Origin of the sequence: Sphaerospermopsis aphanizomenoides BCCUSP55 (assembly GCF_001586785.1) — a bacterium.
Lineage (GTDB): Bacteria > Cyanobacteriota > Cyanobacteriia > Cyanobacteriales > Nostocaceae > Sphaerospermopsis_A > Sphaerospermopsis_A aphanizomenoides_A.
This window is the reverse complement of record NZ_LUFH02000131.1, coordinates 1-14,184: the sequence shown is the minus strand read 5'-3', so window position 1 is coordinate 14,184 and position 14,184 is coordinate 1. Positions and strand designations below refer to the sequence as shown.

Genomic DNA, 14,184 nt, shown 5'->3' with positions numbered 1-14,184 from the left:
GTAAGTATAGTAAAACAGTATTAATAATTACGCAACTAAAATGAACCTATACATAATACAGATTCGACTCACGGATTCCCTCGTTCCCCGGTTCTACTGAAAATTGTCAGAATCAGGATATTCAGGATTAAAGGATTAACAGGATAAAAACAGGGATTTGACCATCAATTACCCATTACCAGCCTCAACTAGATAACTAGCAACTTGAGTTAATACTTATTCATCATTAATGCTTTGATGTATATATATTCCACTTATTTGATAAGTTGATAATCTTAGTATTACGTTTTTTAAACTTGAACTACTAACAAAACATTAAAAATTTTCTCTCACATAATTACGGAATCCTTAAGTCAAAGTTGGTAGTTAAAATAGACCATTCCACCAGCCAGGATACACGGAGGTTTAGATACCTCATCTGTACGTGCGTCCTCTGAAAGCCCGTATTTCAAGAAATGATTATATTTACATAAAGTTTCACGTGACGGACTAGAACTGTGAACCTAAAATTAAAGATGAGATAAAGTTACTGTGAGGTGCAAAAGGTTTATTGCTGTAATAGCATAACCAAAAGTATTTATCATCTCACCTCCCAAATGGTATGAGACAGGCCAAATTAAAATCAGCATAACTGCTTTCATAAATTCAGGCATCTACCGATTAAAAACAAACTACCCACGCATTCCTATCGTCTTTAACCAGGCTAGTTCTCTTATAAACAGGATCTCTGTACCCTATCAAGTAGGTTTTATATATGAATGACCAACAAAGAACTCAGCGCAATATTTCTTCAGGTGTCGTAGCGGCTGTGTCAGCAGCGGTTGTAGCGGTAAGTGGTGGGGTAGCTTGGTTGACTTCCCAGACTCCCAATTCCCCCACACCAGGAAACCCTTCTCAAAGCATTAGACAACCTCAACAGCCATTAACAACCCAGCCAGGGAATGAACAAACAGCTAACATCTATTGGCTTAGACCAACAGACAAAAGCGTCGAGTTGGTTCCTCAACCTATTAAAATTGCTGCTGCACAACCCAACCAAGCCTTAGAAGCTGCTTTTCAAACTTTATTAGCAGGGCCAACCGAAGGCACAGACTCCACAACTATTCCCAAAGGAACTCAACTACTGGGACTAAAAGTAGAAAATAATGATGTTCACGTCAATTTATCTGAAGATTTTACCAGTGGTGGTGGTAGCACTTCGATGATGGGTCGTGTAGGTCAGGTTGTTTACACCGCAACAACCCTCAATCCCAACGCCAAGGTGTACATTGAGGTTAATGGCAAGCAGTTAGATGTTTTAGGTGGTGAAGGTGTGGAACTGCAACAACCACTAACTCGTGAAAGTTTCAACAAAAACTATCCTCTTTAAGTGAGTGGTCAGTGGTCAGTAGGTTGTGAATTTTTTTGGCAACTGACAACTGACAACTGATTAACTCTTACTTAATACTTTCAAGCTGCGGGCTTGCTGTAATAGTCTTGTAGCGAGGCCATGTCTATGGGGGGATACGCCTACGCTTACTCGATGACATTATTCAAATCGGCTCACTTAACAAGCTGAAGTATTTGTTTCCTGGTTGAACTACCGCTAGTCATACAGGCAACATTTGTTTGAACAGAATTAACCCGCAAGTATTCCAAGTTTTAACACTTATTTGATCATAATATAGATATTACAGCAGGTTGCAAGTGAATAAGGTACAAAATTTAATCACAAAGCCTTGCAGAAACAGGGTTTTACTGCTGACTGCTGACTGCTGTAATACTTAATCGGGGTTAATTCGCATCAATGGTTGACCATATTCCACAGGTTCGCCATTCTGCACCAAAATTTCCATTACCTGTCCAGAAACTTCAGCTTCAATTTCATTCATTAGCTTCATGGCTTCGATGATGCAAACAGATTGACCACTGCGAACGCGATCGCCTACTTCCACAAATGGTGCTTCACCAGGTGCAGGTGCGCGGTAAAAAGTTCCCACCATTGGAGATTGCACCTCTACATATTTGGCGGAAGGAGTATTCACTGACAAAGGTGATTGTCCTCCAGCTACGGAATTATCACGGCTTGTAGCGGCTTCTGGTAGCTGTGTTGGTGCTGTTTGGTTTGCTATTGTCCCCGATGTCAATCCCGAACCAACCACACCGCCCAGGGTTGCTTGACCTACTGACAATACTTGATTACCGACACCTTTACGTACTGTTAACTCAAAATCATCGCTTTTGAGAGTTACTTCTGCAATATCCGTTTGTGCAATAGTAGCCAGTAGTTGGCGGATTTCATTAAAGTCTAATGGCACAGTTTTTTTCCTCGACCTAACCGTAAATGAGAATCTTAAGTGTGGCAGGGATTTTAATCCCTATATAAACAAGGGATTGAAATCGGTATTACCAATTTTGGATGAAAGGATTTTGGATTTGTAATTGGAATTATTACAGCATATTGCAGATCAATAAGGTACAAATTTTTATGACAAAGCCTTGCACCAAAAGGGTTTTACTGCTGACCGCTGACCGCTGACTGCGGCTGTATCCATTACCCATTACCTCATCACTATCCCAACTTGGTATCAGGAGAAATAAAAATTATTCCCTGCCCAAATATTTATCTTCCCTGGTATCTATCTTTATACGTTCTCCTTGGGTAATAAACAAGGGAACCATGACAATAGCACCAGTTTCCACAGTTGCGGGTTTAGTGCCACCTGTAGCAGTATCACCTTTCACACCAGGATCTGTTTGCACAACTTCCAAAACTACAGAATTAGGTAGTTCCACTTCTAGCACTTGTTCGCCCCAACGAATCACGTTGACTTCCATACCTTCTTTGAGGTACTTCACGCGATCGCCAATTTGTGCAGCACTTAATCTACCTTCTTCATAAGTTTCCATATCCATAAAGACAAATTCTTCGCCTTCTTTATAGGTATGCTGCATCGTGCTTTTTTCCAAAGTAGCTTGGGGTACAGTTTCCCCAGCACGGAAAGTCTTTTCTACCACGTTCCCATTTTGGACATTTTTCAGTTTAGTTCTGACAAAAGCCGAACCTTTACCTGGCTTAACATGGAGAAATTCAACCACTCGCCATACAGACCCGTCTAGGACAATAGAGACACCGGGTCGAAAATCGTTACTAGAGATCATGAAATTTTCAAGTTTTGCAAGACAATCGGCATTTATTGTACCCTTCAAAGGTAATCAGTTGTCAGTTGTTAGTGGAAGAAGGGAATAGGGAATAGGGTGTAGGGTGTAGGGTGTAGGGTGTAGGGTTTCTTCTCTTAACTGTCACCTGTCACCTGTCACCTGTCACCTGTCACCTGTCACCTGTCACCTGTCACCTGTCACCTGACTTTTGAACTTCTAGCAAAAGACTACTCATAAAAAACTCAAAACTCAGGACTGTTACTGTGGGAAGATTGTTCATGGGTAATTTCCTTCTCATTCATGCTGTATTTGAGCTATCCCATGTTTAACTTCATCAAGTCCTGGCTAAAACACGGCCTAAAGGCAATATTCCTGGTGACAATAGTTTTAGGCATAAGCACAATTGGGTGGACACCCTCCAGTCACGCCGCCCTACCATCTGGGAATGCAATTACCGATGGTAAAGCTTTGTTAAGGTATGCACTCCCCATAGATAATCAACCTGTCAGAAAACTGCAAGCTAGTTTAGAAGACATTTCTAACCAACTGCGTGCCAATAAGCGTTGGGGTGCGGTTTCTAGAGACCTCAGCCAAGCATCACGGATTCTCGATCAACCCTCCCAAATCTTAGCAAGCGTTCCCGAAGAACGCCAACCCCAAGCCGAAGCTTGGATTACTGAGTTAAAATCTGGCATAGCAGCACTGCAAGAAGTAGTCAAAAACAAACAAAAAGACCCTATTCTTGAAGGCAGAGCTAAATTACTCAAAATTGTTAGCTTGCTAGAAGAGTCAATGGTAAAAGAATTTCCTTTTGAAGTTCCTGCTAAGTATAGTAATTTACCTCAACTCAAAGGACGCGCTACTATTGCCTTCAAAACCAACAAAGGTGACCTAACTGTGGTTGTAGATGGTTATAGCGCCCCCGTCACCGCTGGTAACTTTGTTGATTTAGTCCAACGGGGTTTTTATAATGGTTTAGAATTTACCCGTTCTGAAGAATCTTACGTATTGCAAACCGGAGATCCAGCAGGTAAGGAAGTCGGTTTTATTGATCCTGCAACTGGTAAATATCGGGCTATACCTTTAGAAATTTTGGCACAAGGAGATAAAGAACCAACTTATAGTATTACTCTCGAAGATGCCGGGCGTTATCTGGATATGCCAGTATTACCATTTTCTTCTTTTGGTGCTTTAGCAATGGCACGTCCTGAAGGTGATGTTGATGGTGGTTCTTCTCAGTTTTTCTTCTTCCTCTTTGAACCAGAACTTACACCCGCTGGACGTAATCTTTTAGATGGACGTTATTCTGTTTTTGGTTATTTAACAGAAGGTAAAGACATTTTAGATCAACTCAAAGCCGGTGACAAAATTGAATCAGCAACCGTTGTTCAAGGCATTGAAAATTTAGTTCAGCCAAAAGCAGCTTAATTTTAGTCCGTAGTTGTGCTTTAGCACTAAAGTGCAACTACAAACATAAAAATTAATGTTGAGGAAAATTAAGCCATGATCACTTTTCCTAATCTTTTGAGTATTTGTAAAACTTCTGTTAATTCATGCCGTCTCGGAAATAAAGAAAATGTGCGTGATACGTCATATTTGGGTGTATCTGTAAAAGTTAACTTTAAAAATATAAATTCATCACCATTTGTAGCCATACCAAATACAGGTTTATCCCTTCGGGGAGTAGTTAACATATAGGCTAATAATTGGGGTATTGCTGCGGTGACAGGAATGCTATTTCTTTTAGATTCAACTACAAAAATCCAAAGTTTTTCTTGTACAACCAAAGTATCAATAAAACCACGAATGGTTTCTTCTGGTTCTTCAATTTCTAAATTGATACCATAAGGTGAGCGAATTCGGTAAGGTGGATCTAGAAAACCTGCAAGTTCTAAAATTGGTGAAACTACTAAAAGATTAATTGTCCCTTCTAATAATAAACCATCAACGCGATGATAGTCATAACGTTGTTTGATGCGAGTAATTCCTGCTTGTTCTTGTGGGTTAAGTAGGGGTAAATCTGTCAGCCATTCGTTAAAAAAGTTTTCATCTTCTGCTTGATGTAAATTGCAACGAGTTTGTAAATCACTCAAGCTTTTAATGGTGTCAGTTATTCCAACGGTAGAAACCATATTTTTACATCCTTGCTGTCTGAGAGAGTGCGGTTAGGAAAATTCAGAAAATTTATATTCTGTTGTTAGTTTAGCTTTGTTTTTGGGAAAGCTGTAAAGGTATGCACAAAACAGCTAATCCAAAATTTATGACTACTTCCAACTCAGAACTCAATTTAGCATCTTTAGCAGAGCGAATTTCTCAGGTTGAAAGAGAACAGGAACTAAGACGAAAAAATATTGCTTGGTTAAAACAGTATTTTGATGAACTAAAGCAGGAATTTAATCATAGACCGGAATTAGAGCAAATTCAAAATCTACAACAACAGATTATTACTTTAACTGCTCAAGTTGCCGATTTACAACAGCGTCTAAATGATTCATCTAATGGAAGTGAAAATTTACAGGATGGTGAAAATTCAAATGATGTGAAAATTTTAGATGATGCGGAAATAGTTAAAGAGTTTTTTGACAGGGTAGATAGGCAACAAAATCAAGTCGATTTGATAGAAAAAGCGGGTGTAGTTGAAAATATTGATGTTGGTGAAATTGAGAAAGAAGAGGAAATTGATGTAGTTGTTGAGGAAACGCAAGATAACAGAAATTTCAATGATTTAGAATTTCAGATTGAGCGGGTGATGTGGTTAGTTAATAGAATTTATGCAGAAGAAGATTATCAGGATATTCCTGTGAGTGCAGAGGAATTTTGGCGCAGGTATGAAGCTGGAGAACGGGATTTTACAGGGATTAATTTAGCAGGTGTGGATTTGAGTGGGAAAAGTATAAGTAAAGTCAATTTTACTCAAGCTAATTTTAAAAATGCTAATTTTCAGGGTGCTAGTATAACCTATGGTAAATTGGATGGTGCTAATCTTCAGGGTGTAGATATTAGTAATGGTAGTTTATCTCATACTACCTTGAGTGAAGCTAATTTTTATAATGCCAATCTTGAGAATATAAAAATCAACTCAGTAAGTTTAGAAAATGTCAAACTCATAAAAGCCAACCTCAATGGAGCGTATCTTTATCAGATTAACATGAGCCGTGCTAACTTAACAGGAGCTAATTTGAGTAAGGCAAATTTGAGAAAAGCAAATCTAATTAGAGCAGATTTGAATAACACAAATTTGAGTAATGCTAATCTTTTGGAAGCAAATCTTGAATGTGCAAATCTTGAATGTGCAAATCTCCAAAAAGCTATTTACAATCTACAAACCGTATTACCTAAAGATTTCATTATTTCTCAAGCAGGTGCTTATTTAATTGCTCCTGGTGCTTCTTTAGCAAATGCTGACTTATCTGGTTATGATTTACATCAAGTAAATTTAACTGGTGCTAATTTAGAAAATTCAAACCTCGAATTTAGTAATCTCCAAGGTGCAGATTTAAGTCAGGCTAACTTGAGTAGCGCAAATTTAACTAAGGCGAATTTAATAAGTACAAAACTTATTCAGGCAAATATCAGTGTTTCAAATCTAAGTAACGCAAATCTATCTTCTGCTAACTTAACTGCTGCAAAACTTACTCATACAAATTTGATGCAAACAGTATTAAAGAGTTCTAATCTAACGGCTGCTGAATTACCGGGAGCAAATTTGATAAGTGCAACATTCGATAGTGTAACAAATTTCAGTGGTACAAATCTTAGTGGAGTAAACTTAAACTTTGAATTTCTGCATCTATATTTTTTTCCAAAAATTTGCAAATCAAAAAATGCTCAATCGTGGGTGGGTTCATAAATTCTAACTGTCCATCAACCAGTTCAGATTTAAAACCAGATTCATCGTCATAATTTAAGTATTCTTCAAAAGTGATACCTTTTACTTGTGTGCTGACCATCTTGATTACCCCTAGATGATACGTTTATCCTAACCTGTAAGTGAAAAATCAATTGTGAATAGTGATTTATCTTCCCTCCGAGTTCGAGATATTGGTGAACAAGGTTTATTAGAAAGATTACAACGTTTCTGTCCACCAGAAATTATTGGCGATGATGCAGCGGTTTTAGCTACAAAAGCAGAAGAATCTTTGGTTGTCACCACAGATATGCTAGTTGATGGTGTACATTTCAGCGATGTCACCACTTCCCCAGAAGATGCTGGTTGGCGTGCAGCAGCCGCAAATTTATCAGATTTAGCGGCTATGGGAGCTTTTCCCTTGGGTATTACCATCGGACTGGGTTTACCTGGAGATATCAAAGTTAGTTGGGTGGAAAGACTGTATCAGGGGATGAGTGAATGTTTGCAAAAATACAACGCGCCTATAGTTGGTGGTGATATAGTGCGATCGCCCATCACCACTTTAGCAATTACAGCCTTTGGTCAAGCAGATCCTAACTTTATTATCCGTCGTTCCACTGCACAGGTAGGAGATGCCATCGTCGTTACAGGTATTCATGGAGCCTCCCGTGCGGGCTTAGAATTACTCTTCAACCCCCAAATCGGTCAACACCTCAAAACCGCAGACAAAGCAGCTTTAATAGCCGCCCACCAGCGCCCCAACCCCCGTTTAGATGTCATACCCATCCTCCAGGAAGTTCTCCCTTCTCCCTGCCCCCTGCCCCCTGCCCCCTGCCTCATATCTGGGATGGATAGCAGCGATGGTTTAGCAGACGCTGTATTGCAAATCTGCCGTGCTAGTAAAGTAGGTGCTATTTTAGAAGCAAGTAAAATTCCTCTACCATCAGCATTTAATCATTGGCTGACACCAGAGCGATCGCTACATTACGCTCTGTATGGTGGTGAAGATTTTGAATTAGTTTTGTGCTTACCACCACAAGCCGCATTCACATTAGTACAAAAATTAGGTGCAGGTGCAGCCATCGTCGGCAAAATTACACCAGGATCAACAGTCATGTTAGAGCATGAAAACAAAAAAATCCCCGACCAAGTTTTAACACTTAATCAGGGATTTCAACATTTTAGTTAGGTGATTGGTAATTGGTAATTGGTAATTGGTAATTGGAAGGAGTAAACTCTTGCCTTTTGCCTTTTGCCTTTTGCCTTCTTATCATCACCCGTCACCTTAAACCCATTTTTCAGCTACTAATTCAGCCAAATCTAGAACTCGTTGGCTGTAACCCCACTCGTTGTCATACCATGCCATAACTTTTACCATGTCATTGCCCATAACCATAGTTAGGTTGGCATCAACAATGGAGGACTCATTTGTACCTTGATAATCAGAAGATACAAGTTGAAGTTCGCTGTAACCTAAAATGCCTTTGAGTGGACCTTCAGACGCATCCTTAAGAGCTTGGTTAACTTCTTCAGTAATAGTGCGCTTCTCAACTTGAACTACAAAATCCACCATCGAAACGTTGGGGGTTGGTACACGCAAAGCCACACCGTTCAACTTACCCTTCAAATCTGGGAGTACCAGAGCTACTGCTTTTGCTGCACCAGTGGAGGTGGGAACAATGTTAATAGCTGCTGCTCTTGCCCGACGGACATCACGGTGAGAAGCGTCTAGCAAACGCTGGTCTCCTGTGTAGCTGTGGGTGGTGGTCATTGTGCCTTTGATGATGCCAAATTTTTCATTTAACACCTTGGCAATAGGAGCCAAACAGTTAGTAGTACAGCTGGCATTACTAATGATGTTATGTAAGTTGTGATCATAGTCATAATGATTCACACCCATCACAAAAGTACCATCTTCATTTTTACCAGGGGCGGTAATCAGAACCTTCTTAGCACCAGCATTGACGTGCCTCATTGCCCCTTCTTTACTGGTAAAAACACCAGTTGATTCAATAATCAGGTCAATGTTCCACTCTTTCCAGGGCAAGTTATCTGGGTTGCGATCAGATACGCATTTAATGGTCTTACCATTGATGATGATCGAATTATCATCGGCAGTAATGTCCGCATTTTGTAACCTCCCTAGCATGGAATCATATTTCAGGAGGTGAGCATTGGTTCTAGGGTCGGAGGTGTCATTGATAGCTACAAGTTCAATTTGGCTATTCTCTCTACCCACCCAGCAGCGTGCGAAGTTCCGTCCAATGCGCCCGAAACCGTTGATTGCAACTCTAATCACAGTGTCTTGCCCTCTGTATTTATGCCTATAAGTTGATATCGTTGACCCCAATCATATCGCAAAGGGGGGGAGTCTTTATAACCATAAAGTGTTAGATCTAAAAAAAAACACAGAATTTATTCAGAATTATTTGTGTAAAGGTTGTGCTTGGCGATGTAGAGTCTGACCGATTCGGGTACTAAATCACGTATTGAATAACCTTGGCTACACAGTTCACGTATTACAGTTGACGAAACTCTCACCACAGGTGTATCAAGTAACTGCCAGTGGATGGTAAACGATTTTTCTTGAAATTGTTGCTCCACTTGCTTGCAGATTAACTCAGTTTGAGCTATAGTCTCACCACCTACCAGTCGTGGTGCGATCAACCAATCGCACATTTTTGCTAGTTCATGTCCACGGTACCAACGGGGTAAAGTTTGGAAAGCATCCAAACCAATAATCCAGTACCAATGAGTATTTGGGTAACAAATAGATAAGTCGATCAGGGTGTTGATAGCAAACGAAGTCCCAGAACCTTCTCTCTCAATGAGTGAGACGGTAAACATTGGGTTATCTTTCGTGGCTAGTTGTAGCATTGATACCCGATGCTCAAACACAGCCGCTTGTTTATGAGGAGGATTTCTTGAAGGCACCCAGATTACCTGTTTCAGATGTAACTGAGCCAAGGCAGTTTTGGCTAGGAGCAGGTGTCCCCAATGAATTGGGTCAAATGTGCCACCAAAAATTGCTAGTCTTTGCATTCAGTTCAGAACGTAGGAATTTGGTTAGAGGAACAAAAAGACGTTTTTACCTAGACTGTAAACCTGAGTCCAGATATTTCTCCCTGCAACTGGCTGAATCATATTTTGACTACCAATGTACTATTGTAGTCAATTCCTGTTGAGGCTTTGTGATCATTTCCAAACAACAACTACTTGCAGTAAGGTGTCTAAAAGTATGTATTCAAAATCACAAAAAAAAAATTCCCGATGTGTCCTCAATTTTCAGAATAATCATACAAAGATATCAGCAATAGAAAAAATCTCTCATGAGGGTAAAATCTTTCTGAACAAACAAAAGCAAAGTAAAAAATTAACTCTTTATTCAGGCATGAAAATATTACAGGAGCAGTATCTGTAAAAATCAAAATCCTGTTATGATACCCGTGTCATTTGTAATGATTGTGTGGTGTGGTGTTAGAGGAAAAAAAGATGAATAATTCTATAGATTTTAGCGGTAGACCATTTCATTTCATTGGGATCGGCGGCATAGGAATGTCTGCGCTGGCTTATGTTTTGGCAAAACGTCAATTACCAGTATCAGGTTCTGACTTGCGTCCTAACCAAATTACCCGCAAGTTAGAATCTCTTGGCGCTCATATTTTTAGTAGACAAGAAGCCAGTAATCTGGAATTCTTTCGTCCCCAAGTATCGACTAATGGAGTATTACTAAATTCTCAGACACAATTGTCTGAGTCCAAGACAATATTACCCCAAGTAATTTGTTCCACAGCTATTAACACGAATAATTTAGAATACAAAGCTGCTCTAGAATTGGGTTGTCCAATTTTACACCGATCAGATGTACTAGCTGCGCTAATTGCTGATTACTACAGCATTGCTGTGGCAGGAACTCACGGCAAAACCACAACTAGTAGCATGATTGGTTATATGCTACTAGAAGCTGGTCTTGATCCAACAATTTTGGTTGGTGGAGAAGTTAATGCTTGGGAAGGGAACGCTAGATTAGGGGAAAGTAAGTATCTGGTAGCTGAAGCAGATGAATCAGATGGTTCTCTTGTTAAACACGCGCCAGCAATAGGGATTATCACCAATATTGAACTAGATCATCCCGACCATTACGATACATTAGAGGAAGTAGTAGACACTTTCCAAACATTTGCCCAAGGTTGTCAAATTTTAGTAGGTAGTATTGATTGCGATACAGTGCGTGAACGCCTCAAGCCCACAATCAGCTACAGCCTACATCCAGATACAGATGCTGACTATACTGTTACCAACATTGATTATCGTGCTGATGGCACAACAGCACTAGTTTGGGAAAAAGGTAAAGCTCTAGGTGTATTAAATTTACAGCTTTTAGGTCGGCATAATCTCAGCAATGCACTAGCAGCAGTCGCTGTAGGACGGGCCTTAAATTTAGAATTTGGGGAAATCGCCAAAGGTATAGCCACCTTTGAAGGTGCAAGACGGCGCTTTGAGTTCCGGGGGGAAGCCGCTGGTATCACCTTTATTGATGATTATGCCCATCACCCTAGCGAAATTCGTGCTACTCTAGCGGCAGCACGCCTCCAAGCTAGACCTGGACAACGGGTAGTTGCTATCTTCCAACCCCATCGTTATAGTCGTACAATTGCATTTTTAGACGAATTTGCCCAGTCATTTACCCATGCGGACGTAGTCGTACTGACTGACATTTACAGTGCTGGTGAGCCAGATTTAGGACAAATTAGTGGTGAGCAACTAGCGGCAGAGATTGCCAAGCAACACCCGCAAGTTATTTATCGACCAACTTTACCCTCTGTATGTGAATTATTAATGTCAACATTCCGTCCTGGAGACTTAGCATTATTTCTGGGTGCAGGTAATTTGAATCAGGCGATTCCTGAAGTTATAGCCACACTTCGTGAACCAGCTACAGCAACATCCTGAGTAGACCGACGTTGCTAGGTTTTGTTTGTGAAGCAATTATTCATCTAGCAATAGTTTCATCATTTAATATCAATTCTGTAGTAATACGGAAAATTGTTGTAACAAAAATTCGCAAAAAAAAGTAAAGATGATAACCTCCCAGGTATCTGGAAACGTCTGCATGATTTCTGCTTTGACTACCAATAAACAGGAAAAGGCCAATTCAGGTGAAAGTAAAATTATTCACTTAAAAGGTACTGACTGTGTGATCAAGTCCGCAGCTTCTTTATCAGCATTTACTTCTTATCGAGTAGGGGGTTCTGCTGAATGGTACGTTGCCCCCCGCAACTTAGAAGCACTACAAGCAAGTATTGAGTATGCAAAAGAACTAGCTTTACCAGTCACAATATTAGGAGCAGGTTCTAATCTGTTAGTTAGTGATCAAGGTATACCAGGCTTAGTTATTGCTACTCGTCATTTCCGTTCTAAACACTTTGACCAGCAAACAGGTCAATTAACCGTCGCAGCTGGAGAATCTATTCCTAGCTTGGCATGGGAAGCAGCGGATTTAGGATGGCAAGGTTTAGAGTGGGCTGTTGGTATCCCCGGAACAGTTGGCGGTGCAGTTGTGATGAATGCCGGAGCGCATAACAGTTGTATCGCAGATATGTTAGTTAGTGCTGAATTACTCTCTCCCGATGGTACATTAGAAACTCTCACCCCGGCAGAATTAGGTTATAAATATCGGACTTCCTTATTGCAAGGGGGCAAACGCATAGTTACTCAAGCCACCTTCCAGCTTCAACCAGGCGCAGATCCCTTACAAGTCATAGCCACAACCAAACAACACAAACAGCATCGACTCACTACCCAACCTTACAACTATCCCAGTTGTGGTAGTGTATTCCGCAATCCCAAACCTCATTCTGCTGGATGGCTGATCGAACAATCTGGACTCAAAGGCTACCAAATTGGTGGAGCGCAAGTAGCACAACTTCACGCCAATTTTATCGTTAATCGTGGTGGGGCTAAAGCCAGCGATATTTTCTGTCTCATCAATCATATTCAACGTGAGGTACAAGAACGCTGGTCAATTTGGTTAGAACCAGAAGTAAAAATGATCGGCGAGTTTCAACCAGTGTGTTGACAGGTGACAGGTGACAGGTGACAGGTGACAGGTGACAGGTGACAGGTGACAGGTGACAGGTGACAGGTGACAGGTGACAGTAAAGAGAAGAAACCCTACACCCTACACCCTACACCCTATTCCCTATTACCCACCACATCTATAATTGAATTTGTTTTGTTATTCAAATTACAAGTGGACAATTGATTATGACAGCAGGAAAAGGACAGGGATTTGGTTTTGGCCTGGGAAAAATGAAAGAACTAGCTGCGGCTTTTCAAAAAGCACAGCAAGTTCAAGAAGGTGCAAAACGTCTCCAGGAAGAATTAGAGCAAATGGAGATTCAGGGTGAGTCTGGTGGTGGACTCATCAAGGTTATTGTTAGCGGCAACCAAGAACCGAAAAGAGTAGAAATTTCCCCAGATGCTTTGGGAGAAGGTGCTGATGTGCTTTCTGATCTGATCACAGCGGCGATGAAAGATGCTTATAACAAGTCCACTGCAACAATGCGGGAACGCATGGAAGATTTGACCAGTGGGCTGGAAATTCCAGGATTATAGTCATTAAAAGGGAATAGGGAATAGGGAACAGGGAATAGTTTTTGCCTATTTTCTATTCCCTGTGATCAGAAATTTATGGCGTATAAGTTACTGTTTGTCTGTCTTGGTAATATTTGCCGATCGCCCTCAGCAGAAAATATTATGAATCATCTGATTTCCCAGGCTGGGTTGAGCGATAGCATTTACTGTGATTCTGCTGGTACTTCTAGTTATCACATTGGTAGTCCACCTGACCGACGCATGAGTGCGGCTGCTATGTCAAGGCTAGGAATTAAACTTTGTGGTCAAGCTCGTCAGTTTCAAACATCAGACTTCCAAGAGTTTGATTTAATTCTGGCGATGGATAAAGATAACTATCAAGATATTCTTGCTGTTGACCGTTCTGGACAATATCACCATAAAGTGCGGTTAATGTGTGATTTTTGTACTAAACACACTCTCAAAGAAGTTCCTGACCCCTATTATGGCGGAACAGAAGGTTTTAATCAGGTGATTGATCTCCTTTTGGATGCTTGTGAAGGTCTACTACACTACGTTAATAGGGTATAGGGTGTGGGGTGTGGGGTGTAGGGTGT

General features: G+C 40.6%; 13 protein-coding genes. 8 read left to right on the top strand and 5 right to left on the bottom strand.

Translation table 11 applies throughout. The annotated features are described in order from the left end of the window. Positions 1-754 precede the first annotated feature (754 nt). On the top strand, positions 755-1,369 hold the full coding sequence (locus A0J48_RS23760) for a GerMN domain-containing protein (RefSeq protein WP_200327060.1): 615 nt from the start codon (positions 755-757) through the stop codon (positions 1,367-1,369). Positions 1,370-1,763: 394 nt separating this feature from the next. On the opposite strand, the gene accB is transcribed toward A0J48_RS23760, so the two are convergent. Together accB and efp are read right to left on the bottom strand one after the other, a co-directional pair. After that, positions 1,764-2,297 carry an acetyl-CoA carboxylase biotin carboxyl carrier protein gene (gene accB, locus A0J48_RS23755; RefSeq protein WP_200327059.1) on the bottom strand — a complete coding sequence of 178 codons (534 nt, stop codon included), beginning with the start codon at positions 2,295-2,297 and terminating at the stop codon, positions 1,764-1,766. Positions 2,298-2,583: 286 nt separating this feature from the next. Then, entirely contained in the window at positions 2,584-3,141 is a 558-nt protein-coding gene (efp, locus tag A0J48_RS23750; protein WP_200327058.1) for an elongation factor P, read from the bottom strand. Positions 3,142-3,462: 321 nt separating this feature from the next. On the opposite strand from efp, the gene A0J48_RS23745 reads away from it, so the two are divergent. Next, on the top strand, positions 3,463-4,569 hold the full coding sequence (locus tag A0J48_RS23745) for a peptidylprolyl isomerase (RefSeq protein WP_200327057.1): 1,107 nt from the start codon (positions 3,463-3,465) through the stop codon (positions 4,567-4,569). A gap of 68 nt (positions 4,570-4,637) precedes the next feature. Here A0J48_RS23745 and A0J48_RS23740 read toward each other — a convergent pair whose 3' ends face one another. Beyond that, on the bottom strand, positions 4,638-5,273 hold the full coding sequence (locus A0J48_RS23740) for a type I restriction endonuclease subunit R (protein WP_200327056.1): 636 nt from the start codon (positions 5,271-5,273) through the stop codon (positions 4,638-4,640). A 128-nt stretch (positions 5,274-5,401) separates the two neighbouring features. On the opposite strand from A0J48_RS23740, the gene A0J48_RS23735 reads away from it, so the two are divergent. Then, positions 5,402-6,991, top strand: a complete 1,590-nt coding sequence (locus A0J48_RS23735; protein WP_200327055.1) for a pentapeptide repeat-containing protein — start codon at positions 5,402-5,404, stop codon at positions 6,989-6,991. A 154-nt stretch (positions 6,992-7,145) separates the two neighbouring features. Then, positions 7,146-8,180, top strand: coding sequence for a thiamine-phosphate kinase (thiL, locus tag A0J48_RS23725; RefSeq protein ID WP_200327053.1), 1,035 nt, complete (start codon positions 7,146-7,148; stop codon positions 8,178-8,180). Between the two features lie 96 nt (positions 8,181-8,276). On the opposite strand, the gene A0J48_RS23720 is transcribed toward thiL, so the two are convergent. Continuing rightward, positions 8,277-9,290 (bottom strand): type I glyceraldehyde-3-phosphate dehydrogenase, encoded by a 1,014-nt coding sequence (locus A0J48_RS23720; protein ID WP_200327052.1) that lies wholly within the window; start codon positions 9,288-9,290, stop codon positions 8,277-8,279. 116 nt (positions 9,291-9,406) lie between these two features. Further along, positions 9,407-10,033: a nicotinate (nicotinamide) nucleotide adenylyltransferase gene (nadD, locus tag A0J48_RS23715; RefSeq protein WP_200327051.1), complete on the bottom strand. Its 627-nt coding sequence runs from the start codon at positions 10,031-10,033 to the stop codon at positions 9,407-9,409. 450 nt (positions 10,034-10,483) lie between these two features. On the opposite strand from nadD, the gene murC reads away from it, so the two are divergent. The 4 genes from murC to A0J48_RS23695 all read left to right on the top strand — a co-directional run bounded on the left by murC (position 10,484) and on the right by A0J48_RS23695 (position 14,158). Next, positions 10,484-11,944: a UDP-N-acetylmuramate--L-alanine ligase gene (gene murC, locus A0J48_RS23710; protein WP_200327050.1), complete on the top strand. Its 1,461-nt coding sequence runs from the start codon at positions 10,484-10,486 to the stop codon at positions 11,942-11,944. Between the two features lie 127 nt (positions 11,945-12,071). Next, positions 12,072-13,070, top strand: coding sequence for a UDP-N-acetylmuramate dehydrogenase (gene murB / locus A0J48_RS23705; RefSeq protein WP_200327049.1), 999 nt, complete (start codon positions 12,072-12,074; stop codon positions 13,068-13,070). A 188-nt stretch (positions 13,071-13,258) separates the two neighbouring features. After that, on the top strand, positions 13,259-13,609 hold the full coding sequence (locus A0J48_RS23700; RefSeq protein WP_200327048.1) for a YbaB/EbfC family nucleoid-associated protein: 351 nt from the start codon (positions 13,259-13,261) through the stop codon (positions 13,607-13,609). A 75-nt stretch (positions 13,610-13,684) separates the two neighbouring features. Further along, a complete protein-coding gene (locus A0J48_RS23695) occupies positions 13,685-14,158 on the top strand; it encodes a low molecular weight protein-tyrosine-phosphatase (protein WP_200327047.1) in 474 nt (157 codons plus the stop codon). The last annotated feature ends 26 nt before the right edge of the window (positions 14,159-14,184 follow it).

Coding starts and splice junctions, on each gene's coding strand:
- A0J48_RS23760 (WP_200327060.1), top strand. CDS start 755: ATGAATGACCAACAAAGAACTCAGCGCAATATTTCTTCAGGTGTCGTA.
- efp (WP_200327058.1), bottom strand. CDS start 3,141: ATGATCTCTAGTAACGATTTTCGACCCGGTGTCTCTATTGTCCTAGAC.
- A0J48_RS23745 (WP_200327057.1), top strand. CDS start 3,463: ATGTTTAACTTCATCAAGTCCTGGCTAAAACACGGCCTAAAGGCAATA.
- A0J48_RS23740 (WP_200327056.1), bottom strand. CDS start 5,273: ATGGTTTCTACCGTTGGAATAACTGACACCATTAAAAGCTTGAGTGAT.
- A0J48_RS23735 (WP_200327055.1), top strand. CDS start 5,402: ATGACTACTTCCAACTCAGAACTCAATTTAGCATCTTTAGCAGAGCGA.
- nadD (WP_200327051.1), bottom strand. CDS start 10,033: ATGCAAAGACTAGCAATTTTTGGTGGCACATTTGACCCAATTCATTGG.
- murC (WP_200327050.1), top strand. CDS start 10,484: ATGAATAATTCTATAGATTTTAGCGGTAGACCATTTCATTTCATTGGG.
- murB (WP_200327049.1), top strand. CDS start 12,072: ATGATAACCTCCCAGGTATCTGGAAACGTCTGCATGATTTCTGCTTTG.
- A0J48_RS23700 (WP_200327048.1), top strand. CDS start 13,259: ATGACAGCAGGAAAAGGACAGGGATTTGGTTTTGGCCTGGGAAAAATG.
- A0J48_RS23695 (WP_200327047.1), top strand. CDS start 13,685: ATGGCGTATAAGTTACTGTTTGTCTGTCTTGGTAATATTTGCCGATCG.